This window comes from Streptococcus sp. HMSC10E12 (assembly GCF_001807855.1).
Classification (GTDB): Bacteria; Bacillota; Bacilli; order Lactobacillales; family Streptococcaceae; genus Streptococcus; species Streptococcus salivarius.
Window position 1 is genome coordinate 1 of sequence record NZ_KV791118.1, and the last position, 24,082, is coordinate 24,082.

The following is a 24,082-nucleotide window of genomic DNA, read 5'->3' on the forward strand; positions in this document are numbered from 1 at the left end:
ACTGTTCTGTGTAGTTAGTATCGTTATCCGCTTTTTCTACGTCAACAGAATCGTCATTTTTTTCAATTTCAGTTTGTTCAATCAGTTCATCTTTAAATTCTAGGGTATCTCCTAATTGATCTCCTAATTGATTTGGGATAGACATTTTTAATTGCTCTACTAGACTGAAATCTTCTGATTCTAGTAACACCTGATTCAAAAGATATTCCGTTAAATTTTCTACAGGTAAATCAAGATCGAATAGTACGGATAGATCTTCGTTTAAATCTACTAAATGAGCTTGAACATATCCTACCTTTCTTTCTTTCAGCAAGTTATGATTTTGTCTATTTAAAATCTTTATAGCATTTTCAAAACCAATTTTTGCGTCTTTTGCCAATTTCAGATTTTCACGTTCACCAAAAATTAAAAAGTATTTCATATAAAATCGCCCTTTCTTATTATATATTATATTATATTATAATATTATATATTAGTCAATAGAATCTAAATAAAAGTCTAAAATATAGTCCGCCAAGCTTATCATACTGACACTATAATTTAAGGCTTCTATTTTAAATTGCTTTTCAATATTTGGTAAATAAACAAATTTACTAGATCTGAAGCTTGCGACATTATCAATTTTAAAAGGTTTATCTTCATCATCAAGAAAGTTTCTAAATGCCAATTCAAAAACCTTGTAAATAGGTAAGTCGATCATAATAGCCTTTTCTTTAAGCTTAATTAGCTTATCAGCTTTTACTTTAACCTTAGTAACCATGTTATCTATCCTTTATTACGAAACATATTTATCATCATCATTCTACCCATACCAAGACCTTTCTTAGTCATGCCTGTAGTAGTCCAAAGATTATCCAAAATAAACGGTGGTACAAAAACAAGTGTACCGCCACCAATGGCAAGCATTAAGCAGATTAGTCCTTTTCCAAGGTGAGTAATACCATAAATTGATATGGTTAGTGACAATATTTGACTTAGCATAGTTAAACATGAGTATAACAATTTTTGCCACCACTCCCTAGAATAGTCCATATTTTCTGTCACAATTGATACGGCTACTAATGGAATTGATAAATTAAAGTAAGCTAGGTTTACCACAAAAACAGAAACTTTATAGAAGAAGAATCCAATGACAATACAGAAAAACAAAACAAATAGAATCGTTATAAATCCGCCCACTTGTACGGTATGATAGGTGTCAATGTTGATTTTTTTCAAGCTTTTGAACATATCAGCAGTAAATTTTTTATCTTGGTCAAAAAGATACTTTCCAACTGGCACTACAATTTTAGATACCATCATTTTTTGAAGAAATAGCATTATCGGGATTGAAACACTTGCCTTAATTGTGTCCATCAGGATATTTGAAGCAGTAACCTGTTTTGACTGGTCGGCTTGTGCTAACATTGCTGATACAATACGAGTGAGGGCAACAACAACCATCAGGGTAGAAGCAATTGCAATTACGATATTATAATACTGACTAATTTCTTTGATATTTTTCCCTAATAGCTCTACAGTAGCTTTCAAAATATCAATCATAAATTTTAAAATCTCTGTAAACATATCAAGGAAAAAATCCTTAATCATCTTACCAAAGTCCATACCTTACCCCTTATCTATTTAGCTTTAGATAGTGTTAGATCCCCAAATTCATCTTTAGTCGTATCATCATTTGACTTAAATTTGTACTCATTACCATTCTTTTTAATGGTATAGCTAACCTCAACTCTATCATCTTTCATTGTAATTTTATCGTCTTTAACCTGATATTTTAGCCCTCTAGTTCTAAAGACGTTTTCAAATTTTACGGTGTCCTCACCAAATTCGGCAGTAAATGAACTACCGTCAGATGATACAACATTCCATTTATTAGCTTGTAAGCTTGATTCTGTACTTTTAGCACAACCAACTAAACCAATAAAAGTAACTGATAAAATAATTGCTGAAATAATCTTTTTCATTTTATAATTCCTCAAATTCTTCAAACTGTTCAAGTAAATCTAAACTTTCCTTAGATAGCTTTTCTTTTTGTTCATCTATGCCATCATTCTCAACCTCTTTGATTTCCTCTTGAACCTCTTCTTTTTGTTTGCTTACTTTTTTAGCAAATTCAACCTCTTTTTGCTTTAAAATTTCTAGTTGTGATTGACTAGCTTTTGGTTTAAATTGTTTTTGGCTGATTCTAGGAAACATTTCCATCACATTAGGAAAGATTTCCCATTGTACCGCTTTTCTAGCCTTGACTGGTCTGCGATCACTAAAGAAGATTAAACTTTCAAATTGATCCATCAACATAATTTCATCAACATTCATCAGATTCCTACCTGTTATGTTCTGACCCTCTGAATGACTTGTTGATGTTTCTTTACTCTGTGTCTGACTGACGTTAGTAGTTTCATACTTAACTGTAGCTTTATTTAACATTTGACTAAAATGTTTAGCAGTTGTCAGATTAGAAGCTTTCAAACAAATTTGAATAGCATGGTTACCTATGATAGATTCTGCCTTATCTTTCCCATACTTTGCTTGTAACTGTGTTAGCGTTTGGCAAATAGTATGTACTTGGATTCCATATCCTCGACAAGTGGCAAGAAATTCTTCATAGTTGTTAAATTTCCCAAGGTTTACAAATTCATCTAGTTCAAAATTAACACTTACTGGCAATTTAGCATTATTTTCAGCTCCAAGATCATATAGTTGTTGAAACAGTTGCATAAAAAACAAATTAATTAAGCCCTCGTATGTGTTATCCATAGGTGGAATAATAACATAGAGTATTGTTTTTTCTCGCCCAATATCTTTTAGATGAAAGTCTGAGAAACTTGTAAATTCTCCTACTTCATCATCAATATAGCTAGCTATAGTACCTAATAAGCTTGAAATAATACTACCTTGCATTTCCCCTTGTGATTTCTTAAAACCAAGTTCATAGGCACGTCTAGCGGGGTGTCTCAATGGCAAGGCTAGAAAAACTTCATCTAGCTGACTAATATCATCATCTGATTTTTCGGTATCATAAGCTTGTAAAAAATCAATAATACCATTAAAATTTCGGTCTTTTGGTGGCAATTCATTGATAACATATAAGATAATAGCTCTTAATAACTGCCTTTGGGTATGAAACCACACGTCTTTTTTTCCGTCTTTATTTTCTGCTTCAACAATAAACGTTGAAACATTAGTAGCGTGTGTATCCCTCGTAATATAATCAAGAGGATTCTGTCTATTTGAATGTAGCATATCTGTATAATTAAGAACATATACTTTATAACCCTGTTTAGCTTTAATAGTAGCGGTAGATTCGTAAACCTCTCCTTTTGGGTCAGTACATACAATAGAGTTCTCTGTCTCGGCTAGGACATTAGTAATGATAAATGATTGAGTTTTGAAAGAACCCGGACCACCTACCACAAAAACATTTCCGTTTGGTTTTGTATGATTATCCTGATAAACTACTTGATTATCAATAGTACCTAAAATTGTTCCATTCATTCATCTTCTCCTAAAGTTCTAGTCCAGTCTTTAAAAAACTTACTACTCTTTTCAGCCTTAAAATTACCATCAGATACGAGTTCCCTTAAACTTCCCCACCTCGCCGTTCCATGCGTTCCTTTAGAATCATATTCTAATTCAGATGATTTCATTTGTATTGATTGTTTAACAATCAGTACAATCATTCCAATTATTAGACCAACGCTTAAAAGAATAAATAACGGGTTTTTATCGGCAATAAATGTAATGATATTTCTTAAAGGGTGATAAGCATTATTTGAAAAGCTATCAGACAAGCTAAAATCATTCATTCTGTCTTTGTAAGAAGCAAATTCCATAAACATACCGACTATTAAAGTAATCCCATACTGTAGTATGAGGTAAATCACAATATACATTGTTATTAATACTTTTTTCATGGTATTTATGACCTTTCTCTTTTAATAAGCTTGTCTAGTATAATCAACCGTCAATTTATCAACCTTATTATTTTTCATTGTGACTCTCAAAATAACATTTGTATTTTGTAGTTGTACTTGGTAATCAGCAAATATCAAATATTGATTTTTATTGTCAATATCTCTATAAATCTGTTTAATCTGTCCTTTTGCTTGAAAGTCTGCATGGACTTTTACATTAATACCATTATCTTTCTGAGCTTTTTCAGTCATTAGATCTTTAACTGATTGATTCCGTTCATCAACAGAATCATAATTTAGAAAGTTTTCACCAAAAGTCTTTAAGGTTTCTTTAGTTGCTTTATCTACCATCTGACTATTATCCTCTTTACTATTTTTCTGCTTTGAGTTCCCACAAGCACTTAATAATGATGTAGTTGCAAGTAATGTTACAATTATTGTTAAAACCTTTTTCATATCAACACCTATTTCTTTCTGACAATTGACGTAAATGTATAGCTTGAAGCTTGTCTAGTATATTTGGCAACGATTTGACCACGTTCAGCATTTTGCTCGTATGTATCGTAAGTACCATCAGAATTAACCTTAATAACGATTCCTGTATGACCATATTCAGAAACTGCATAGCCTGTTAGTCCTTGACAGTTAAAAATATCCCCCGCTTTCAGATCCGAAACTTTTGGATTGCTTATTACCTCAAAGCCATAAGCTGACCAATTATAATCACTACCAATCATTGAAGCGTAAGCGTGACCAGTACCCATCATTTGCGGACCGCCCAAAGCTTTTACATAGTAAGCAGTTAAACCATAACATTGACCATTTTCCACCGTCTGCCCTAGAACTTTTTCAATTTCAGGTAAGCTAGCAGTAGAACCGCCTGAGCTACTTCCTGAACCTGATGATTTAATTTCTCCAAGTGGCTTAATCGCTGATGATTTATCCCAGTGATCTATAGCATACTTGTCATAGTCCTTAAAGTGATTACTTTCAATGATAGACATTGCACTTGTAAAATAAGGACTGCTTTCTGTAATTCCCGCAGAAGCATAGCCCCCACGTCCAAGAATTAAAAGGACTTTTGAGGGATCTTTCTCACCGACTGCCTGATTGAAATTGCTCTGTGAAGCAATCATATAGCCATAATAATTGAAACATTCTTCTGCATTAGGAAATTTCATATAATTTCCACCCTCAGAACCACCTATACCCCTAGCACTTCCTTGGGGGTATTTACTACCTTGAAACCAAGTAATACCAAAGTAATTATTATCGCTTTGAGCAACTCCACTCTGACCCCACATTGATTCATAAGCATATTGACTTAATATGACTGATGGCAATTGCTTATATTTAATAGCGGTGGCTACCGCTAATTGTGCAATTTGGTCATTAATCTGCCCCTTACCTTTAATATCTTTAACTAGATCCTTAGGTAAGTCTGTATTCCAAGCAACATTGAAATTTCCTGTACCGCCTGAATTACTTTGTTGATCTTTGTCAGACTGAATTTTGAAAGCTCCACCCAAAGACATTACACAAATAACTATAAACCCTAAACTTGCTATCACTATCCATTTTGCAATTTTAAATTTAGCTTTTAGCATTAAGGTTTTATCTATCATTTGTAAACCTCTTTTTTAGCTTCTTTCTCTTTATTTTTTAGTTTCTCGATAGTGCTTGCATATTTAGCAATATCATTTTGGGCTTGGTTGATTTGTTTTTCTTTGTTATTGCTATCAGATGAATCATTAGCAGATAGCAATTGATTTTGACTATCTTTTAATTTAAGTTGAGCGTCTTTAAGATCATAGACAACCTTAACATACTTGTATTGTGCTTTAGAGTTGTTGACCCCTTTTAATTTATCGGCAACTGTATCAGCATTTAGAAGCTCGTTTTCATCAATGTATTTCAATGCCATTCGCATTAAAGTATTAGGATTTTCTGTAAAACCGAGTTCTTGTTGCATTTTTTCAGTATTGTAAGTTGCTATTGCTTGTTCAAGTTCTAATTGGTTCTTAACTGCTTTACTGCTTGAATCAGCCAATCTCAAACTAGAAATTTTATCTTGCTTTCCTGATTTCCAGTAAGCACTAACAATATTTTCAAGTAATTTATCGTTATAATATAATGCAGTTTGATATTCCCCAACGTCATACATTTGTTGTGCTATCTGTTTATCTGATTGTTTATCTGATTTCATCAGTTCAATAGCTCGGTCATAGTTTTTATTGTTTAAAGCGGTTGTAATATCCGCTTTAATTTTAGTAGTTTTATAGCTATCTTTTACTTGTTCAATAGCTACCTCTTTTTGATGATTCTTGACTGCAATAACACTTAAACCTGTCAAAACATTAGTAAGAACTATAGTAGTGATAAATGCAATTCCAACATTTTTAAATTTATTCTTAGTTCGTCTAACTTGTTCCCATTCCTGATATGTTGCCAAATTCTCAATTTTATCAAGAATATTAAGCAATTGATTACGGTTAGTTGTTTCTAAAATTTGTTCCAAATATGGATTTTTCTCAACTAACTTATCCAAACTATGATAATCAGATAATAGACTTTCATAATTCTGTCCTGTCAGAATATATAGAACACAAGCTTTATACTGTTTAAAGCTATCAGTTTCATTATTTGATGGCATAACCGAGGTAGCTCGGTATAAGTATTTGACTTGTTTCATTGGTAAGTAGTAAATACTTGACGGATTGACTGATACATAGTCAAAGCCACTAGTTTTTAAAATATCTTGCTTAATAATCGTTTTAGCAATAGATAACTTAATCGGTAAATTCCTATTTACAATAGTTTTTAGATTTTGAAAATCTTTTTCAATTGAAAAATCAAAAATAAAACTTTGTTCATTCTCTGAAACAGAAACCTGAAAAAAACGCTCGTCCGCTTCCCCTACTTCCTGAATATCAAATAAAGCATGAGAATTGAATCTATTCTTATTAATTTCAAGAATAACACTATCCCCTTGTTCTTTATATGTTCCAAATTCCATATTGTAGAATTTTTTCATAACTTACCCCTCAAAATAGTCTTTAATCTCGTTAATTTCCTTATCCGTCAGCATAAGACGTTTAACATAATTAGGTTGTTCTTCTGATGGCTTATGATAGAGTTTTTCATAACTCTCTCCATCTATTAATCTCAGTTCTTCCTCTGTAAGTTCAACCTTTAAAAATGCTCGTTGACTACCATAAATAATTAAGGCTTCTCCTTGACGTTTCCTAGATAGCAATTTTCTTTCTTTATGAGAAAATCGAACTTTCAAATTATTAATAACGTCATCTACACCGTCTTCACCTAAACCAAAGAAAATCTTAGTAAAGGAGTTACCAATAATAGCTTGACCTACATTAATATCACCTTTAGTTGTACCTTTTAAAACGTCTTGAATCTGTTGCGTACCCGCTATAGCACCCGCCTTATATTTTCTAAAGCGTTTGTATGCCTGATGGAAAAAGGTAGCTGATTCTGTGTGCATGGTTAAGAAGTGGAATTCATCTACATATAGTTTCTTAATTGATTCCCTATCTTTTGTGATTTCGTCCCACAAAAATTGAAAGGTATTTAGATAGCAAGCTCCCTGAATCTGTTCATCAGATTGCAACTGTTTTAAATCGAATGACACGATTTGACTATTCAAGTTAACATTCGTATAACCATTAAAAAGAGTATTACTTCCGTTTGTATAGCTTTCAATAATATAATAGAGATTTTCAACCTTACTAAATTTACTTTTATTTTCCTTTTCTAAAGACTTCATTTTGTTAAATACGTCTTCAAGAATTGGGTATTGTTCAGGCTTTATATCCCTATAATCATTATATTTATCAATCCCTTTCTCCTCGTAAGTGGCTCTAATCACGTTGTCCATGATAGCCATTTCAACGTCAGTTATATCGGGTTTGATTGCTTGTAAGAAACCTTTTAACCGTTGGATTTTACCTTTTATTAAAATATCCATACTTTTATTTGAACTTGTTTCTTCGTCAAGGTTTAGAAGTTCATCAGAAAAAATTTCAAAAGGATTGATCTTTGTTGGGGAATTACTACTCAAATGCAACGTAGCTCCACCAAGTTTTTTAACAATATGAGTATATTCATTTTCAGGGTCAATAATATAAACTTTATAACCTTTACAAACGTGTTTTAAAATTTTTTGAATCATATAAGAAGTTTTACCAACCCCTGACGTTCCAATGATAACTTCATTCTGATTTAAGGTTTTATTTCTATTTAGTTTATCTATTGAAATAATTGAACCTGTATCAATATTAATTCCCTCAATATCACTTCTTGGATTCAAGTCCAAGATTTCGGCGTCATCAAAAGGAAACATTGAACTTGCGATTTCCGTATTTGATTCCTTGTAAGTATAATCAGCTAACAAATTTTCCATGATAGGCATTGTTGCCCAAAAGGCTTGGTAACTTGCCTTAACAGGAATCATAGGTTTCAATTGCAATTTTGTAAGGGTATTTTTAACGCTATCTGTAAGTTCGTCTAGGGCTTTTTTACTTTCAGCCCTAAGACCTACATAGGTGTACTGATAAACAAAGTTTGTATTATTATCTAAATACTTATCAAGTTGCAAATTTGCTGAATCAATGAATTTGTTCAACTCTTTCTGCTTAACTGGATCATATGTCTTCAAAAGTTCAGCTTCTTTATTTTCAATAGTAGTTTTATAATAGCTGATCATTTTAGAGGAATTCGCACTCTCAATAAATGTACTAAGAATAATATTCCCTTTTCTTCGTTTTAATGCTGACAACCAATTACCCTCAACACTCTTGGGATAATCAACAATAATCAAAGTTCTTGTAAAATTATTCCCTGATTCTACTAAGTCAGCTTTTTCTTCCCATGAAAAAGGCAAAATTGAACTAAAAGAATCATTATCGATACCATCTGAAACAGTAAAGTCTAACGTCTTTTCATTCTTTTTGTTACCAAGCAAAAGTTCTAATAAATTCATACTTCCTCTTTCTATTGCTTTTATTGAAAATGTCAATGATAAACTGTATAATACAAATAATCTCTTTAAAAATAAGCCCCTCTTTTTTGGTGGGGGCTTTTTCTGTTAAAATAGGTCTATCAATATGCGTATCTATAAAATTGCCATGGACCTACACTATCATAGACCCACCCCACGTTTTTAGCATATCCTTTTAATACGCTTCTACGGTAGATTCTACGTCCAACTCGCATATATTCCCAAGTACGATACACACCTGAGCTTGCAGACGCTACATTAGAGCCATTAGCAGAACTTACTGCTTCAATAGTAGCCCCACCAACACCCAAAAGGGCAACACCTAACATAACTTTAGTAATTGTTTTGTTCAATTTCATAATATTTCCTCTTTCTATTTTCCATTAAAGTTGATTATATTTTTATGGATTTCTCTAGTTTCAGTATTACTTAAAATGTAACAAGTAATATCATAATCAGCTAATGAATCTTCAAGATCTTTTTTTGTCTGATTCAACTTATCTGTCATTTCAGCTTGTGCCTGATTTAAAGCTTCTTCCGATTGGTCTGAAATTTTTACTTTCAGTGCTAGTAAATGTTTTTTTGTTGCCATGCCTTTTTTAGCTTGTCTTTTCTCATGCTCGAAAATATAACTTGCCATCAATTGCATTTTAAAAACATTAGGATTTTCGCTTTCCATCTCGTCAATCAGTCTTTTTTTCTCATGACGGATATAGTCAGTCATATCTACTGGAATAGGCAAATCTACATACTGATGAACTTCATCTGAATTAGCCCCTAGAGAAGCCATCAGAAAAGCGTTATAATCAGCAAATAGATCCTCTAGTTCTACTCTACTTAATAAGTCTAGGTTAATTCCTGTCACGCTGATTAAACCTATTAAGTGACCTGATTTAGTAATAGTATAGTTGTCATAATAGCCTATTACTAAAGACATTTCTTCAAGCGATTGATTTCCTTTTTCAAGGCTTGGGATAGCTTGCCAATCTAGTTCATTGATTAATGTGTTTTTACTTCTCCCAAACACCTATATCACCTCTTTCTATTTTTCCATGTAGTTATTTCAGATTTTTCATAAACCACCCCCTTTTATTGTTTTTTACCTTTGATAAAAAACAATTTTTGTCTGTATTTAAACTTGTTCACATTCCTGATATGTTGGGTAAATCTTATGTTTTTTCGACTAGGTATAGGACGGATTGTCATAATTGCCATAACAATTACTAGAACAATTAAACTTAAGAAAACTTTGGTAATAACCCACCAAATCGCATAAGGTGGAATGGCAATAAGAATAAGTAAAGCTAGAACTATTACTATCAACTTACCCAAGTCTTTTAAGGTATAACCCATCCAAACTGCGTAGTCTTTATCTACGTTCTCAGGAAAAACAAATTTAAGATTTTCATCTTTCATACTTCATTTCCCTTATCTTTTTTTACTAGATTATTGGAACAAGCTATAAATCCAAGGCACGAACCATACAATCGCACCCCCCAAAGCGACCAAGCCCCATATAGCTCCCAAAGTTTTATAAACCTCATTCTTTTCATGAGGATTACTCATGTTAGGCATACCCTTGATTATCGTCCAAAGTGATACACAAATACCCACGCCAACAATAAGCCCTGTCAAGATACCTTGGGCAATGGTCAAGGCATTGTTAACCTTTTTTGATACCTCGCCACCGTCAGCACCCAAAACATAATTAGCTTGTGTTAGTGTGCTAGCTAAAAACGTTCCCAATATTGTACTTTTCGCCTTGGTCTTAAACTTCATCTTTATTTTCCTTTCCTTGCTTCTGAACCAAGTTTTGATTCAGTTTTTTCTCTTTATTCTTTCTTTGATAGAACTTTTCTAGTTCCCTGTTTGCTTGCTTCTTATCTTTTAAAGTTACTATCTTATCAATTATTCCATTACGAGATTTAATGATAGAAGCATTCTTATCATGGGTTCTAGGGTTCTCTTCTTCAATGATATGAAGTTGTTTTTCATACCTTTCAACTGCCATATCAAGCTTTATTCCATAAAATTCTAAGAAACCCTCTAAGAAAGATAAACCAAAAAATTCAGTTTCATTTTTGATTTGTTTTAATGTTTCTTTAGGTTTATCAGACTTTAATTTGTGACATTTTTCGCTATTTCCCAACTCTCCTTTCTTTAAGAAGAACTGTTTTAATTCAAAACCTGTTATATTAATACTTTTGTTTAAGTGTTGTTTTATCATTTTCTTTCTAGCCTCAGGAATCGCTACTGAATTCCTGTCAAAATATTGTAGCTTTTCCTGTTCACTTAAACCCTCAAATTCAGGATCTAAAATTAAACCTTGTTCATTTTTCACTAGTAATGTTTTATCAGGTATATCACCCCACCGTTCAAATTTCACCTATATGCAAGCTCTCCTTTCTTTTTATAGTTATATTATAATATAATATAACATAATAATCAAGCTTTTTTTAAAGCTTTTTTATTTTTTTCCAATGCCATTATAACTTTTTAGATTTTTATGGTCAACTGACCAATGCAATAAGTATTATTTTAGTTTAAAATATAATTACTAATTATTTAATTTTATTTTAAAGGGTTGTGTTATGGTGAAACTCGAAAAGGACGATATACTAGGGTTAGACGACTTTAAAGAAGTCAATCAATTTCTAGCAAACAAAATAAAAGAGGCTAGATTAGCAAAAAGAATTAGTGTAGCTTCTTTATCAGAAAAAAGCGGTGTCGCTAGCGATTATATTTCAAAAGTCGAAAATGGGAAAAAGAATAAAGTCAGTTTATATATCTATTTAAAGCTAATTTACTATCTTGATATTGACTGTGAACTATTTTTAAAAGGTCTAAATGATCTTGAACCATTCAGAAATAAATAATATAGGTATAGTAAAAAGCATAGGTAAATAGCCTATGCTTTTCTTTTTTATCTGTATCTTGAACCTTGTTTTTGCTGATTCTTTTGTAGTTGTTTCAATTTTGATTGTCGTTTCTTTCGTTCAATCTCAATTTGATCAGACGAAAACAAACTAAACAAAGACGTTTCAATAAACCGACTAATTCGATTTGATAAGGAATCAGGTTTATAGACGATATTCTTATATTCACTTGATAATTCTTTTTTTTCTTCAACTGTCTGTCTGCGTTCATCATTGATATTATTAGCAATTTTATCAATCCTATCTTTACTAATTCCTTTATCATCTTTACATTCTTCAAGAAAAATAACTTGCAAAGAATAATCTGATAGAACTCTTTTTAAATTTGGATTTTTAACTAGTGATTTAAAGCTTCTTCCCTCTAAAACCTCTAGCCCCTCTAACCGTTCTTCATGAGTAAATTGTGTAGGTAATTTATCAACCCAGTCATTAATTTCAGATAATGAAAGTTCTCTATAGTCGGGATTTACATAACTAATCAGTCTATATATTTTATCTTTTTCAGTAATATCTAGCTGACTTGTTTCATTATTAGGGAATACTTTATCAAAATAATTATCATAAAATTTATGAATTGTTTTTTCTACAAGTTTAAAACGTGTCAGATCCTTAGTTAAATTTTGAATGTAACTAAAATCTTTACCATAGAATGATTTTATATCATCAACTTTAGCCATATTTTCTATAGTTCTTCCATGCTTATTTAAAATACCTGTCAATCTTTCTAAAGTATTTCTTTCTTGCTCTTTTAAGTTTAAATAACTAATATATGGTCTCTTTGAAATCTCTATTACTTGTTTTTCTAAAAGGTAGGGTCTAAAATCTTTTATTTTATCTTCTATTTCGTCTCGTGATAAAGGCTCTTTATTATCTATTGTAACCTGTGCAATATTCTTTAATTCTACGTCCATCATCTTATCAGTTTCAAGATAAGGATAGTATTTATTAATCAATCTTTTAGAAGCATTTAAAATGATTTTATCTGCTTCATCAATAGCTTTTTCCTGATTACCGATAATTTTTAAATTTTCAACTTGTTCTTGTCCTAGAAACTCCTTACCAATAACAGAGGTTTTCCAGTTATTTATCATTCGTTTTTTATCAGCAATATTTTCTATATCAATATAAGTTTTCAGCGATTTGCTTAGTTCTTTAATTCGCTCACTTTCTTTTTCTGTAAATTCTTTAGTCAATAAGTTAAATTCGTGATTAGTTTTTAATTCTATCTCTTTAGTTTTTAGCTTATCCTTTAATTTATTTAGTTCTTTTACCTCGTCATTATATTCTTTATTTTCTTGTCCTTTTTTTCCATAGCCCTCATGTCTAGTAGCTACTTTATCTATTCCTTGTTCATCATAAGATAGATGACTTACTTCTTCATCAATTCCTTTTAACTTTAAAGATTGATTAATAGCAATTGCCCAATTTTTTCGCCAAGAATTTAATGTTTCTTTATTATCCCAATTTGTAGTATATTCTTTTCTACTTTTCCTATATCCACTCGGCAATATAATCGGGTTTCCGTTTTCATCATTTATATAAACTTTTGTACTCTTAACACCCCAACTACCATCTTCATTAAATGGTCTATTAGTTAGCATAATATGGGCGTGCGGATTATCGTCATGATCTCTATGTATTGCTATGTCTGCTACCATGCCTTTATCTGAGAAATTTTCTTTACAATATTTCAAAAGCATTTCTTTCTGTTCATCTTCTGACAGTTCTATAGGTAATGCTAAATTAATTTCTTTTGCATACCTACTATTTTTAGACGTTTCAACTGCTTCAACTTCATTCCATAATCTATTTCTATCGCTAGCCCATTCAGGTGCATTTTCAGGAACTAAAATAAACGTTTCAGGCTTAACACTTCTTTTATATAAATATCTTCTTCCCTCTTTCTCGGAATATAATTCTTGTCCTGATCTATAGCTTGCAGATGCTATAGCAGTCTTTCCTTTATTTGCTGAAATATTTTGCATTGCAAAATGATATATTGCCATATTAATATTCCTTATCTATTCTCACACGACTTTTTTAAAAATTTTATTTTTAAAAAACGCTAACTTACCCCAAAAATATCAAAGATATTCTATGGGGTGTAAGTGCGCCTTTCAAAATTCTAACGAATTTTGATGGATTCCCTTTATCATCATTTTACCCTCTTTATAATTTTATTTCAAGTTTATTTGACAATTGACTAATGAAGCATTATAATAGTATTAAAATAATAAAGAAATAAGAGGTAATAAATATGTCTTTAGAAAGCCAATTGAAAAAAGTAGAAGCCTTGAAAGCTAAAATCAAAGAAACTCAATCAAAGATTGAAAGTAAATTAGGTAAAGCTATTATTAAAGCTTTAGATCTTGATTATAAAGAATTATCAAATAAAGAAGATATGGAAAAAATTATTAATACCATTATTGAACATTATCCGAAAACAGAAAATGTAGATAATGAATCAAATAATGAAACATTAAATACTGATATTATCGAAAATGAATAGATATGAAAAACTACTAGATGAAAAAGATAAACTAGAACAAAAAATTGCTATTAATCAAAATAGATTATCTAGGAAATTAAACAACTCTACGGAACGCAGAAAGAGAACACATAGATTAATTCAAAAAGGTGCATTACTTGAAAAATATTTTGATATAGATCATTTATCTGTGCAAGAAACAGAATCATTACTTAAAATCTATTCCGATTATATAAAAAGTAATATGCCATCAAAATACAAAAAATAAAATGGGGTAAAGTTATGAATACAAAAAATAATGATTCTCAAAAATCAAAATATATAAATATAGGATATGCCCTTTTATATGGTAGTATTCTTGGGTTAATAATTATTGTTCTAACTTTAATATTTCTTGCTACATTCTTTAAGTAAATAAAAAAACAAGTACCAACTATGGCACTTGTTTTTTTATAAACTTAAATTATTATTTTTTAACTTAGGAATACTCACTTTATTTTCTTTAGTATAATCATCTAATTTCTTTTGTACTTCATCAGATGTTATCTCAACAGATTCATCATTTGAATTTTTCTTAGTTAACCCATGAGACAATTTATCACTAACTTTTTTCATAGCTTTTTGATCTGATTGTTTAGCAATATGTTTGTAATCATCGGGAATATCTTTATCCATGTATTCAGATAATAAATATGTTTCAGAACCAACGTCATATCTTATACCATAAATTAGATCATTACCTTTTTCATCTACAATATCAAAATAAACTTTGTCATATCCGTAATCATTATTAAGTAATAATTCATTTTCTAAATATAACTTCTCAACAAATTTATCATAGGGTACTAATTGCCCTTTTTCTAAATTTTCCCTGATAGAATTATTCTCGCTAAAATCAAACCTGATAAATAGTTCTTTTTCATTTTCATTTGTCTGATTTTCTTGATTTTCTAACTGCTTTAATACCTTTTCTTTAGCAATCGTAGCTATATCAAATGTTTGATCAAAAACGGTTTTTATTTCCTTTAAAGCTTGCTTCATCAGATTAATATCTCTAGCCCAAGTTGAGACGTAGCCAACTGAATAGTTACTTGTGTCAATATTTAAGGCACTCATTGTCAAAAATGCAACGCTTTCAGCTTGTGCTTCTTTATGTGGCTTAGACAAAAGTTCAGGATATTCTTGCATAGCTTTTTTATTGTGTAATTGGCTATGAGCAAATTCATGAAATAAAGTCTTTAGTTGTTCTGTTTTCGTCAATTCCGAACTGATTGTAATACTATGATCTTTTGGGAAATAATATCCCTTAATATTTTCGTCATTAATTTTTTCAAAACTAACTGGAACATGGTACTTAGATTCTATAAGCTCTACCACTTCCTTAATTTCTAGTTCTGAAAATTTTTCTGTTTCTTTCGTAGTGTAATCTGATTTTATAAAATCATCAGCATATTTCAATTCTTTTCCGCTTGTATCTGATACGTCGAAAACAGGAATTGTCCTATAACCTTTAACCCCATAATCTTCATCAGTTTTAAGTCTCTCTTTTTCCTCTTTTGTCAGTTTTGCAATAATAGGGGCAACAATATGTATTGCTTTTGCTCCTTTATTGACGTGTCTATCTAATTCTTGCCATGCTTTATATCCCATGACGTGCGTAGCATTTTCCTTTTGAGAATAAATCAGATTCAGATTATTTAAACTATATTTAGGCAAAGAAGCCATTATTTTCAAATAATGTTTAAAATCTTCTGTAGTCGTAATGGCTAATAATTTTTCTTCTGCATTTCTGATCAATTCTTCTTTCCATTTTTGAATTTCTTCTTTTGATCTAGCCATATTATTCCACCTCGTCTAAAATATCATCTGACAAAATAGGTAATTCCCCTTTATTGTATAAGGGTTTTAATTCATTTTGTATTTTAATATAGCCAACCAAAGTATAGTCTTTGACGTTCTCAACCTCGTTTTTAAACTTAAACTTTCCCTTTTCCTCAAAAATAGGGAAATTATTCGCTATTTCCTCAGTAACCAAGATTTCTTTTAGTGATTTCATGCTAACCCCTTTCTATATGGCTCAAATAAGCTCATATATCGTCTATTTTAGTATTACAGTCTTATTATACCACCCCTCATTTTAAAACCGCTTAAAAGACCCTATATAAGCCCAAAAAACAAAAAAAGAGAAATAATATATTTCCTCTTTTTAGATATTCCATTTTTTTTCTAAATAGTTTTCAAATTCTTCTTTGATAAAATCATTCAAAATTCCCGAAGCTGATCGCAAAGGTGTATCTTTTGCCTTTTCTTTCACAAACTCCCCTACTCCTGTTTGCAATGTATAAGTAAAAATCTTTGTTTGATCTCCACAATTTTTTAAACTATCCTTTTTTGGTGTTAGGTCAGCATTAGCTTCTTTCTCTGCTACTTCCCTAAAGTTTGAAAATTTACTCATAAGCTCTCCTCTCTATATCCTTATGTACCATCATATATTATATTATACTATAATTATATATTAAAATGCCATACATTTTTATTTAAAGCGATAAAATTTTTTCAAAAATAGTTTCTATATTTTGATAGAACTTTTTATTTTTTTCTGCTAATTTTGGGTCTTGTTCTTTTAGTGAAAAGATTCCCTGATTCGTCAGCAAACTAGACGCTATCAATTCTTTATCAGGGATAAGACCTAGAAAATTATCATCATTTTCTACTGATTCCAAGAAGATTCTTGATGATGTCGGCATATTGTTTGCCACAAATTTAACCTTGTTAGCGATAATGTAAGGTTCTGCCACCATAAAATCAAATTTATTCTTTAGACTAGCTATTGTATTTTGTAACTTAAACCATGCTCTATATCCATTCCTAGAGGGTTCAGAAACACCTAAAACAATATCCGCTACCACAAGGCAGTTAAGTGTCAAAACACTTTCATCATTATGGGTATCAATCAGAACATAATCATACTTATTCTCAAGGTCAGGGTTATTTACAAACCAGTTAAAGAGTTTCAAATAATCACTATCTTTCTTTTTGTTTAGGTTCAGTTCATCATCATTTAAAAGTTCGCTTCCCTTGATTATATCCAGTTTATCATTAACCTTTGCTACTTTAACTTCTTGATTTTGAAAAAGGTCAAACATTGAACTGCTATCATTATCAATATTAGGATAAGAAAAAGTAAGGTTACAAGATTCGTCACCGTCCATTGCCATTACTTTCTTTTTCTTTACAACAGTCAAATAATTAATAAGATTGAAAAGAAGACTAGATTTTCCAACACCACCTTTTTTCATGGCTACAACAATTATTTCCATTCCATCAACTCCTTAATAATATGGTTTATTATGTTATATCATATCATAATATATTATAATACAATATAAAAAATAAATCAATAGCTATTCATTTAGTTTAAATATATTATATTTTATGTTAAAAATCAAAAAAATATAATCAAAATACAAAAAGAACCTTGTCTAAAACAAGATTCCTTTTTTGTTAGAATGGGAAATCTGATTCATTTACAGGTGGCTCAGGTGGTAGAGATTCTTGACTTGCATTAGTATGCTCATGATCCGTTCTTTCAAGTGGATAAAACTGCTCTACAACAATTTCAGTTACATAAACACGTTGACCTTGCTGATTCTCATAATCTCGTCTTTGAAGTCGTCCGCTTACACTAATTAATTGTCCTTTTTTCAGCCAAGAATGAAAATTATCTGCTGACTTCCCCCAAACAACAATAGGGAAAAAATCAGCTTTCTTTTCGCCATTCTCTTTATAGTCTCGTTGGACCGCTAAACTTGTAGAAACTACTGATTTTCCGCTTGGGGTTTTTTTCAATTCAGGTTCTTGTGCTAATCGTCCTACCATTACTACTTTATTTAACATAAATAGTACCTCTTTCTTTAATATAAATATATTATATCATATTATAATATATTATTCAATAGGTGCAAAGAAATTATTTCAACTCCCCTTTTCATCAAAACACGTTTTTCATTGCTAAAATTGTAAAGCCAAGACCACCTATGCTAGGTATTACTAATATTAAAGGTTCTTTCGTTATCATTAAACAATAATTTGAAATAAATTGTTCAATGGAAAAGTTAAGTAAGTTAAGTGAAGATAAATCAAAAAAGAACCAAGATAAAATAAGTGTCTGCATGAAGGTAAATGAAACAAAGCAAAAAATAATTGCTATAAACTTACTAAATTTTCTCATGGTATATTCTCCCATCTATATTACAAAGCGTTGTCCTGTTTCATTTCATTAAGAACTGCTATTGTAGAAACTTTTTCAGCCATGTCTCCGTCATTAATTTCATCTTGGCTACAATAATAGTCAATGATCGGACACTTTTCCATGGCTTCGTTATAATCACCACGAACAATAAAGAGGTAATCATCTGTTAAGCCCTCGGCTATGTCAGCTTCAAGTTCTTCGATAAGATCGCTATAATCGTAACTAAAGCGATAGTTTCCCTCGTCTATCCATTTCTGAATAGTCATGATAGTTTCAAGGGTTAGGTTTTCAAATTTCCTTTCCCCATTTCTAATTCTAGTAATTCGAGATCGGCTAATTCCTAGCTCTTTCTCTAAATAGTAGGCGGGTATCGCCCTATTCATTAAGACCATATAAACTCTAGTAGTGTTGATTCTCATTTCATCACCTCTCAATAATCAATCTTCTAATTCAGCAATTTTAGCAAATTGTCTTGCTTCTGCTTCGGTTTCAAATTCTTTGATATAGCCACCATATAAAAAATACTTATTTGCAGTTCGTTGTCTCTCTGTTATTTTATTAGTTACTTTCACGTCAGCCCCTAAAATTTTACGGTGTTTTTTAGTACCGCCCCATTCAGCAGATACCAAAACATACCATGTTTCTTTTTCTTCTTTTTTCTTAGAATTAGGTGGAAAATCTTTTGGGTTTAGTTCTTCAAAATCAGTTAAATCAAAGTAATTAGTCTTGTTGAAATATTTACCTGTATGATGCCATTCACAAGGTCTAACTGCTCCGCTTTCCACGGCTCTTTTTTGCCATGCTTTTAATTGACTTTTAGTAACAAGTCCACTTTCAATAGCATATTGTGAGCGTTCGCTTCTTTTATTACCAATATATCCCATATTATAATAACCTCTTTCTTTATCTTACAAGTATATTATAACATATTAGTTGCCATAAGGCAACACTTTATACAACGAAAAAAGCTGAGATTAGCAAACGTAGTGATAATCTTAGCTTTTTTGGTTGCCTATCAAACGATAGTGCGATATAGCGGTAGAACAGTTATCTACCTTTTTTCTGTTTACTATTAGCAAAACCAACAAACTTTAAGCCCTCGTCAGTCAGCTTAATAATTGCATTGTACTTCTTTTTTTCGTCTTGTTGTGACTTAATGCCTTTAACAATCGTCTCTTTTCCACTTGCTAGATCCAATATATTAGCCCCTGTTAGTGCCTTATTTCTAAATTTTAGAGGTAAACTAAATTCACAATCAGGATAATTTGAGCAACCTATAAACGTTTTTTTCTTTAAAAGTGAACCATCACACCTTGGACAATCAGCTAGTTTATCTTTTTGAGCTTTTTCATCAAGAAAAATTTTATAACTTTCTAAATCAGCACTACTAACGTCCTTATCTACTGTATCAATTAAATGTAAAATAAATTTCTTTACATTCTCTAAAAAAATATCTTGTGTCGCTTTTTCTTCTCTTTCACCAATTTTTTTCAAGTAAGATTCCCATTTAGCAGTCATTTCAACACTTGAAAGCAAAGGTTGATGTTTTAAAGCTTGGCACAATGCCTTACCTTTAGCGGTAACAATAATATTTTTTTTCACAACAACAATATAGTCATTATCTTTAAGCGTTTCTATAATATCCGCTCTAGTCGCTTCTGTTCCGATTCCCTCAACTTCATCTAGGATTTCTTTAGCTTCTTCTTCATCAAGTGTTTTAGAAGCAGTTTTCATTGCGGTTATTAAGCTTCCCTCTGTAAATAATTTAGGTGGTCTAGTAACTTTTTCAAGCAATTCAAGCTCCCCTGAAACTTCATCATCAATCTGTAAATTAGGTAATATGGTTTCTTTCGTTGAATCCATACTATTAAATAGATTTTTCCACCCTAATTTTTTGGGTGTTGTACCTTTTGATCTAAAGTCAAGGTTTTTACAAGAAAAATCAATAGTTGTTTCTTTATAGATATAATCATCAAGAAACATTGCTACTACTGTTCTAGCAATTTCTAAATAAATAGCCTTTTCAAGCTCGCTAAATGCTTCAAATTCATCTTTAGTCGGTATCTTTTTTGAAAGAATAATAGCATAATGTGAACCTACTTTAGAGCTATCACAATATCTTTTTCTAGGCTCGTTATAGATAGTATCACTATCAATACCTAAAAAATCTTTATATGATTCAATATTTTTGTTTAGATAGTCAAATTCCTTATTAGTAATATGGTGCTTATCAGTTCTTGGATAGGATAGAAATTTACCTAAATATAGTTTTTCGGCAGATTCCAAAGTTTCCTTAGGTGATGAACCTAATAAGTTATTCATTCGAGTTTGCAAACTGCTCAAACTATGTAACTTAGGACTAGAAACTTTTTTCTCGTTCTCTTGAATGTTCCTGACTGTTAAAACATTACTTCCATTTACTACACTATTTTCAGACAAATAATTGTATAGATCTTCTTTTGACTTAAATTTTAAATTATCAATAGGTTCAGCTTTAAATTCTATATCGTTGTAATTCAAATTAAACTGAAATTGATAATATTTTTCTTTTTTAAAGTTCTCTATATCTAACTGCCTTTGATAGATCATATAAAGCGTAGGGCTTTGAACTCTACCGATTGAAAATGTTTCATCAATCCCTTTATTTTTAAAATTTAACGTATATAAAGGGGAAGCATTAAAACCTATTAACCAGTCAGCAATTTGTCTTGTCTGTGCTTCATAGTAATTAGAAATATAATCATTAGCATTTTTAAGGTTTTTTAGCCCCTCTCTGACTGCTTCTTTTTCAAGTGAGTTGATCCATAACCGTTTAAACGTCTTAGATTTAGTATGACAACCTGATAAATTGATAGTTGACCATGCTATATTTTCACCCTCTCTATCGCAGTCTGTTGCGATTACGATAGTATCAGCTTTCAATAATAGCTCTTTAACCTTTTTAAATTGTCCTCTAGTCTCTTTAGCTACCTGAAATTGAAATTTTTCAGGAAAAATAGGAAGATTGTTTAGATTCCATTGTTTCCATTTTTCATTATATTTTTCAGGTGGAACAAGTTCAATTAAATGACCAATGCAATAGGTAATATAGGTTTCTTTGTCATTTAAAATATCATCATAAACCCTAAAATAGCCATCACACCGTTCGAATTTATCAAGTGCTTCAACATAAGATTTAGCTTGGTTTGGTTTCTCAGCTAGAATAACAGTTACCATCTAATCACCCCATATAATTGATTTTAAAGATCAATCCCAAAACAATTAAAATCATAACCCACGCCAACATTACACCTATCAGCATAAAAATATATTTAATCTTTACTCCTAGAATAAATAATATAATAGGTAATATTGTTAGTATTAAACAAGATACAACAAATATCATTTTAGTTCTCCTTTTTTAATTCCAAAACTAACTATACTTATATAATATATTATAACATATTATATTATTCTAAACAACTACCTTTTGATATTATACTTTAAGCGATAACGTCTGAACGTAACTCTATTAATACCTGTCATTTCTTCAACCTCTTTATCTGTTTTACCACCTAAATATAAGTCAAAAGCATGAATCAGCTTTTTATCATCTCTTTTAAAAAGTGGCTTTCTCCCCTTATATCTTCCCCTTTTTTTAGCTAATTCAATGCCTTGCCTTTGTCTTTCTCTAATTCTATCCCTTTCAGCTTGTGCCTGATATTTTATAATCTCTAAAATCAGGTTATTCAATAACTTTCTTAAATTATCATCTTTGATTCCTAATAAGCTAGGAAAATTCAAAACTTCTAAAGTAGCTCCTTTAGATTGAATAATTCCCATTATTTCCGTTAAATGTTCATTATTCCTAGATAATCTATCTAATTCAGTAACTACTACAATATCATCAGTTCTTATATAATCTAGTAATTCCTTTAACCCTTGTCTTTTCCTAGACGTGCCTGATTCTTTATCCGTGAATATCTTTGTTGTTTGTTTTTCTAAAACTTGAATCTGTCTGTCTATATTTTGATCTAAACTACTAACTCTAGCATACCCTATTTTGTTCAACTCTATTGTTCCTTTCTATGTTACTAGTATATCAAGGTTTCTAAATTGTTCAATAGGCTATACCCTAATATTCTTTTTTATCTTTTCTGTCTCAATTCTAACGAATTGAGAGGGCAACCTCAAATAGTCAGACAGACTTCGCTAGTCTTCCTATTTTCGCTCGCATACATGTAACAGTAATCTGAATAAAGGTGTTACAATCTTATATCAGTAATCATTTTAAGGGTTGCACTCTAACCCCAAAACTGCCAAACTGGAGCGATTAGAGGGAAGCTAGATGGGCAGACTGCCCCCTTGGAACAGGGGAAAGAATCAAAAACATAAGTCATGATTCAAAAACAGTCTGCCCTTTCCAAACCGTCGCTTATGTCGGTCACTGTCAGGGAATTGCTAACTATCAAGATATTTCAATCCTGATCCGAACTTTCTACAAGCGTCTGCACGCCCTACTTGCTTTCCTTTCGGTCTCTGTTCGTGTCCTCATCGTGTGTATCAGCCCATCTCGCCACGTTTTTAGCGTATCCTATACTTATATAGGACTTAGCTATGGGCTACTTAGCATAGCCCGTTTTGAAGGTCCTGTGGTGTCACTTTACCTACTTTCGCCCTCGCCCTTTAGCAATTCGTAGAGCGGTGCGGACTCTTTTGTCAGCGGTCTTTCACGCTTAAAGTGAGTCATCTTGATTGAATTATTTAATTGATAACTTATCTACTCAATCGCCATCAAGCCATCTTTAAGATGTTTTCAAAGTCATATTAAATATAGAGCAACTAAAAAGGTATCTATCATCTGATAGATACCTTTAATAATTCAATCAATTTACGTTTAATTCTATTTTAATTATTTATTAACTTGACTATTGATAGTAATTTTGATAAAATATTATCAATAATTAAATAAATAATGCTTTAGAAGTAAATCTATGATATGTCGGTATCATCAGATTTCCTTAATAACTGTCGCCAAACGGTTATTAAGGCTAGAGCTTTTTTATTTCTCTGATATTTAATTGGTTCAATTATACTATAATTTCTAACATAAATCAATATGGTATTAGTCAATTAAACAATAAAAAAAGGCGATATGCCTTTTTTTATGTCTTATCGTTATTAATGTCATTACTGTTTTTGTTTTTTTAAGCTTACTAGCCCCCCTAGACCAAACAAAGTCAATAGGAAGCCAACCGCTTGTAAACCGACACTATTATTATCATTCGTATGTGGCAGTTCAGTCATATCTACTGGCTTAGTAGGTTCTGTAGTTGGTTTTACTGGTTTTGTATTATCAACTACATTATTACTGTCTGCTTTCGCTTTAGCCTGTTCCGTTGCTGAAACCTTGTTATTAGACTTGTTAGCTTTCTGATCTGACTGAATCGTTGAAGAACTTCCTACTGGTTTAGTAGGTTGTGTAGCAGTAGATCC

General features: G+C 31.1%; 29 protein-coding genes. 3 read left to right on the plus strand and 26 right to left on the minus strand.

Features of this window, described 5'->3' with window-relative positions; genetic code table 11:
- The 15 genes from HMPREF3112_RS09595 to HMPREF3112_RS09665 form a co-directional block, all read right to left on the minus strand.
- Positions 1-421 (minus strand): hypothetical protein (locus HMPREF3112_RS09595; RefSeq protein ID WP_141738673.1); only part of this gene is annotated, 421 nt, incomplete at its 3' end.
- A gap of 51 nt (positions 422-472) precedes the next feature.
- Positions 473-760 carry a hypothetical protein gene (locus HMPREF3112_RS09600; protein WP_070439579.1) on the minus strand — a complete coding sequence of 96 codons (288 nt, stop codon included), beginning with the start codon at positions 758-760 and terminating at the stop codon, positions 473-475.
- A 5-nt stretch (positions 761-765) separates the two neighbouring features.
- Positions 766-1,605 (minus strand): conjugal transfer protein TrbL family protein, encoded by an 840-nt coding sequence (locus HMPREF3112_RS09605; RefSeq protein WP_081370396.1) that lies wholly within the window; start codon positions 1,603-1,605, stop codon positions 766-768.
- A gap of 14 nt (positions 1,606-1,619) precedes the next feature.
- A complete protein-coding gene (locus tag HMPREF3112_RS09610) occupies positions 1,620-1,964 on the minus strand; it encodes a hypothetical protein (protein ID WP_081370395.1) in 345 nt (114 codons plus the stop codon).
- Position 1,965: 1 nt separating this feature from the next.
- Entirely contained in the window at positions 1,966-3,495 is a 1,530-nt protein-coding gene (locus HMPREF3112_RS09615; RefSeq protein WP_070439585.1) for a VirD4-like conjugal transfer protein, CD1115 family, read from the minus strand.
- Positions 3,492-3,914 (minus strand): hypothetical protein, encoded by a 423-nt coding sequence (locus tag HMPREF3112_RS09620; protein ID WP_070439587.1) that lies wholly within the window; start codon positions 3,912-3,914, stop codon positions 3,492-3,494. The genes HMPREF3112_RS09615 and HMPREF3112_RS09620 overlap by 4 nt, the downstream gene beginning before the upstream one ends.
- Before the next feature lie 21 nt (positions 3,915-3,935).
- Positions 3,936-4,370, minus strand: a complete 435-nt coding sequence (locus HMPREF3112_RS09625) for an EF0163 family protein (protein ID WP_141738674.1) — start codon at positions 4,368-4,370, stop codon at positions 3,936-3,938.
- Positions 4,371-4,378: 8 nt separating this feature from the next.
- Complete coding sequence (locus tag HMPREF3112_RS09630) at positions 4,379-5,539, minus strand: glucosaminidase domain-containing protein (RefSeq protein WP_083278182.1); 1,161 nt, start codon at positions 5,537-5,539, stop codon at positions 4,379-4,381.
- A complete protein-coding gene (locus HMPREF3112_RS09635) occupies positions 5,536-6,948 on the minus strand; it encodes a hypothetical protein (protein WP_070439593.1) in 1,413 nt (470 codons plus the stop codon). The genes HMPREF3112_RS09630 and HMPREF3112_RS09635 overlap by 4 nt, the downstream gene beginning before the upstream one ends.
- A gap of 3 nt (positions 6,949-6,951) precedes the next feature.
- Entirely contained in the window at positions 6,952-8,913 is a 1,962-nt protein-coding gene (locus HMPREF3112_RS09640) for a VirB4 family type IV secretion system protein (protein WP_070439596.1), read from the minus strand.
- Between the two features lie 119 nt (positions 8,914-9,032).
- Positions 9,033-9,290, minus strand: a complete 258-nt coding sequence (locus HMPREF3112_RS09645) for a hypothetical protein (protein ID WP_070439598.1) — start codon at positions 9,288-9,290, stop codon at positions 9,033-9,035.
- Positions 9,291-9,304: 14 nt separating this feature from the next.
- Entirely contained in the window at positions 9,305-9,958 is a 654-nt protein-coding gene (trsD, locus tag HMPREF3112_RS09650) for a TrsD/TraD family conjugative transfer protein (RefSeq protein WP_070439600.1), read from the minus strand.
- A 62-nt stretch (positions 9,959-10,020) separates the two neighbouring features.
- Positions 10,021-10,347 (minus strand): hypothetical protein, encoded by a 327-nt coding sequence (locus HMPREF3112_RS09655; protein WP_070439602.1) that lies wholly within the window; start codon positions 10,345-10,347, stop codon positions 10,021-10,023.
- A gap of 30 nt (positions 10,348-10,377) precedes the next feature.
- Positions 10,378-10,710 (minus strand): CagC family type IV secretion system protein, encoded by a 333-nt coding sequence (locus HMPREF3112_RS09660; protein ID WP_070439604.1) that lies wholly within the window; start codon positions 10,708-10,710, stop codon positions 10,378-10,380.
- Positions 10,700-11,317, minus strand: a complete 618-nt coding sequence (locus HMPREF3112_RS09665) for a hypothetical protein (protein ID WP_070439606.1) — start codon at positions 11,315-11,317, stop codon at positions 10,700-10,702. Before HMPREF3112_RS09665 ends, HMPREF3112_RS09660 begins: the two co-directional genes overlap by 11 nt.
- A gap of 205 nt (positions 11,318-11,522) precedes the next feature.
- On the opposite strand from HMPREF3112_RS09665, the gene HMPREF3112_RS09670 reads away from it, so the two are divergent.
- Positions 11,523-11,807: a helix-turn-helix domain-containing protein gene (locus tag HMPREF3112_RS09670; RefSeq protein WP_070439608.1), complete on the plus strand. Its 285-nt coding sequence runs from the start codon at positions 11,523-11,525 to the stop codon at positions 11,805-11,807.
- Positions 11,808-11,854: 47 nt separating this feature from the next.
- Here HMPREF3112_RS09670 and mobQ read toward each other — a convergent pair whose 3' ends face one another.
- On the minus strand, positions 11,855-13,873 hold the full coding sequence (gene mobQ / locus HMPREF3112_RS09675) for a MobQ family relaxase (RefSeq protein ID WP_070439610.1): 2,019 nt from the start codon (positions 13,871-13,873) through the stop codon (positions 11,855-11,857).
- Positions 13,874-14,124: 251 nt separating this feature from the next.
- Between mobQ and HMPREF3112_RS09680 the strand changes: the two genes are divergently transcribed.
- Together HMPREF3112_RS09680 and HMPREF3112_RS09685 are read left to right on the plus strand one after the other, a co-directional pair.
- Positions 14,125-14,376, plus strand: coding sequence for a hypothetical protein (locus HMPREF3112_RS09680; RefSeq protein WP_070439612.1), 252 nt, complete (start codon positions 14,125-14,127; stop codon positions 14,374-14,376).
- Positions 14,369-14,623, plus strand: a complete 255-nt coding sequence (locus HMPREF3112_RS09685; RefSeq protein ID WP_070439614.1) for a DUF3847 domain-containing protein — start codon at positions 14,369-14,371, stop codon at positions 14,621-14,623. The genes HMPREF3112_RS09680 and HMPREF3112_RS09685 overlap by 8 nt, the downstream gene beginning before the upstream one ends.
- Before the next feature lie 182 nt (positions 14,624-14,805).
- Here the strand turns inward: HMPREF3112_RS09685 and HMPREF3112_RS09690 are convergent, their stop codons facing one another.
- The 10 genes from HMPREF3112_RS09690 to HMPREF3112_RS09740 form a co-directional block, all read right to left on the minus strand.
- Positions 14,806-16,194, minus strand: a complete 1,389-nt coding sequence (locus HMPREF3112_RS09690) for an ArdC-like ssDNA-binding domain-containing protein (protein WP_070439615.1) — start codon at positions 16,192-16,194, stop codon at positions 14,806-14,808.
- 1 nt (position 16,195) lies between these two features.
- The gene (locus HMPREF3112_RS09695) at positions 16,196-16,411 is read right to left on the minus strand and encodes a hypothetical protein (protein WP_070439617.1); all 216 of its coding nucleotides are present in this window, start codon (positions 16,409-16,411) and stop codon (positions 16,196-16,198) included.
- Between the two features lie 150 nt (positions 16,412-16,561).
- On the minus strand, positions 16,562-16,810 hold the full coding sequence (locus tag HMPREF3112_RS09700) for a hypothetical protein (RefSeq protein WP_070439619.1): 249 nt from the start codon (positions 16,808-16,810) through the stop codon (positions 16,562-16,564).
- A gap of 82 nt (positions 16,811-16,892) precedes the next feature.
- A complete protein-coding gene (locus tag HMPREF3112_RS09705; protein ID WP_070439621.1) occupies positions 16,893-17,675 on the minus strand; it encodes a ParA family protein in 783 nt (260 codons plus the stop codon).
- A gap of 184 nt (positions 17,676-17,859) precedes the next feature.
- Complete coding sequence (locus HMPREF3112_RS09710; RefSeq protein WP_070439623.1) at positions 17,860-18,252, minus strand: single-stranded DNA-binding protein; 393 nt, start codon at positions 18,250-18,252, stop codon at positions 17,860-17,862.
- Between the two features lie 354 nt (positions 18,253-18,606).
- Entirely contained in the window at positions 18,607-18,873 is a 267-nt protein-coding gene (locus HMPREF3112_RS11805; protein ID WP_256262696.1) for a hypothetical protein, read from the minus strand.
- Between the two features lie 171 nt (positions 18,874-19,044).
- Positions 19,045-19,491, minus strand: a complete 447-nt coding sequence (locus HMPREF3112_RS09725) for a hypothetical protein (RefSeq protein WP_070439628.1) — start codon at positions 19,489-19,491, stop codon at positions 19,045-19,047.
- Between the two features lie 163 nt (positions 19,492-19,654).
- Positions 19,655-21,823: a DNA topoisomerase III gene (topB, locus tag HMPREF3112_RS09730; protein WP_070439629.1), complete on the minus strand. Its 2,169-nt coding sequence runs from the start codon at positions 21,821-21,823 to the stop codon at positions 19,655-19,657.
- Between the two features lie 246 nt (positions 21,824-22,069).
- Complete coding sequence (locus tag HMPREF3112_RS09735; RefSeq protein ID WP_070439631.1) at positions 22,070-22,657, minus strand: recombinase family protein; 588 nt, start codon at positions 22,655-22,657, stop codon at positions 22,070-22,072.
- A 1,119-nt stretch (positions 22,658-23,776) separates the two neighbouring features.
- A partial coding sequence (locus HMPREF3112_RS09740) for an LPXTG cell wall anchor domain-containing protein (RefSeq protein WP_141738675.1) occupies positions 23,777-24,082 on the minus strand: 306 nt, incomplete at its 5' end.

What these genes read in the sequence shown, in the direction of transcription:
- HMPREF3112_RS09600 (WP_070439579.1), bottom strand. Translation starts at nt 760, where the DNA reads ATGGTTACTAAGGTTAAAGTAAAAGCTGATAAGCTAATTAAGCTTAAA.
- HMPREF3112_RS09605 (WP_081370396.1), bottom strand. Translation starts at nt 1,605, where the DNA reads ATGGACTTTGGTAAGATGATTAAGGATTTTTTCCTTGATATGTTTACA.
- HMPREF3112_RS09610 (WP_081370395.1), bottom strand. Translation starts at nt 1,964, where the DNA reads ATGAAAAAGATTATTTCAGCAATTATTTTATCAGTTACTTTTATTGGT.
- HMPREF3112_RS09615 (WP_070439585.1), bottom strand. Translation starts at nt 3,495, where the DNA reads ATGAATGGAACAATTTTAGGTACTATTGATAATCAAGTAGTTTATCAG.
- HMPREF3112_RS09620 (WP_070439587.1), bottom strand. Translation starts at nt 3,914, where the DNA reads ATGAAAAAAGTATTAATAACAATGTATATTGTGATTTACCTCATACTA.
- HMPREF3112_RS09625 (WP_141738674.1), bottom strand. Translation starts at nt 4,370, where the DNA reads ATGAAAAAGGTTTTAACAATAATTGTAACATTACTTGCAACTACATCA.
- HMPREF3112_RS09630 (WP_083278182.1), bottom strand. Translation starts at nt 5,539, where the DNA reads ATGATAGATAAAACCTTAATGCTAAAAGCTAAATTTAAAATTGCAAAA.
- HMPREF3112_RS09635 (WP_070439593.1), bottom strand. Translation starts at nt 6,948, where the DNA reads ATGAAAAAATTCTACAATATGGAATTTGGAACATATAAAGAACAAGGG.
- HMPREF3112_RS09640 (WP_070439596.1), bottom strand. Translation starts at nt 8,913, where the DNA reads ATGAATTTATTAGAACTTTTGCTTGGTAACAAAAAGAATGAAAAGACG.
- HMPREF3112_RS09645 (WP_070439598.1), bottom strand. Translation starts at nt 9,290, where the DNA reads ATGAAATTGAACAAAACAATTACTAAAGTTATGTTAGGTGTTGCCCTT.
- HMPREF3112_RS09655 (WP_070439602.1), bottom strand. Translation starts at nt 10,347, where the DNA reads ATGAAAGATGAAAATCTTAAATTTGTTTTTCCTGAGAACGTAGATAAA.
- HMPREF3112_RS09660 (WP_070439604.1), bottom strand. Translation starts at nt 10,710, where the DNA reads ATGAAGTTTAAGACCAAGGCGAAAAGTACAATATTGGGAACGTTTTTA.
- HMPREF3112_RS09670 (WP_070439608.1), top strand. Translation starts at nt 11,523, where the DNA reads ATGGTGAAACTCGAAAAGGACGATATACTAGGGTTAGACGACTTTAAA.
- mobQ (WP_070439610.1), bottom strand. Translation starts at nt 13,873, where the DNA reads ATGGCAATATATCATTTTGCAATGCAAAATATTTCAGCAAATAAAGGA.
- HMPREF3112_RS09680 (WP_070439612.1), top strand. Translation starts at nt 14,125, where the DNA reads ATGTCTTTAGAAAGCCAATTGAAAAAAGTAGAAGCCTTGAAAGCTAAA.
- HMPREF3112_RS09685 (WP_070439614.1), top strand. Translation starts at nt 14,369, where the DNA reads ATGAATAGATATGAAAAACTACTAGATGAAAAAGATAAACTAGAACAA.
- HMPREF3112_RS09690 (WP_070439615.1), bottom strand. Translation starts at nt 16,194, where the DNA reads ATGGCTAGATCAAAAGAAGAAATTCAAAAATGGAAAGAAGAATTGATC.
- HMPREF3112_RS09695 (WP_070439617.1), bottom strand. Translation starts at nt 16,411, where the DNA reads ATGAAATCACTAAAAGAAATCTTGGTTACTGAGGAAATAGCGAATAAT.
- HMPREF3112_RS09700 (WP_070439619.1), bottom strand. Translation starts at nt 16,810, where the DNA reads ATGAGTAAATTTTCAAACTTTAGGGAAGTAGCAGAGAAAGAAGCTAAT.
- HMPREF3112_RS09705 (WP_070439621.1), bottom strand. Translation starts at nt 17,675, where the DNA reads ATGGAAATAATTGTTGTAGCCATGAAAAAAGGTGGTGTTGGAAAATCT.
- HMPREF3112_RS09710 (WP_070439623.1), bottom strand. Translation starts at nt 18,252, where the DNA reads ATGTTAAATAAAGTAGTAATGGTAGGACGATTAGCACAAGAACCTGAA.
- HMPREF3112_RS11805 (WP_256262696.1), bottom strand. Translation starts at nt 18,873, where the DNA reads ATGACTATTCAGAAATGGATAGACGAGGGAAACTATCGCTTTAGTTAC.
- HMPREF3112_RS09725 (WP_070439628.1), bottom strand. Translation starts at nt 19,491, where the DNA reads ATGGGATATATTGGTAATAAAAGAAGCGAACGCTCACAATATGCTATT.
- topB (WP_070439629.1), bottom strand. Translation starts at nt 21,823, where the DNA reads ATGGTAACTGTTATTCTAGCTGAGAAACCAAACCAAGCTAAATCTTAT.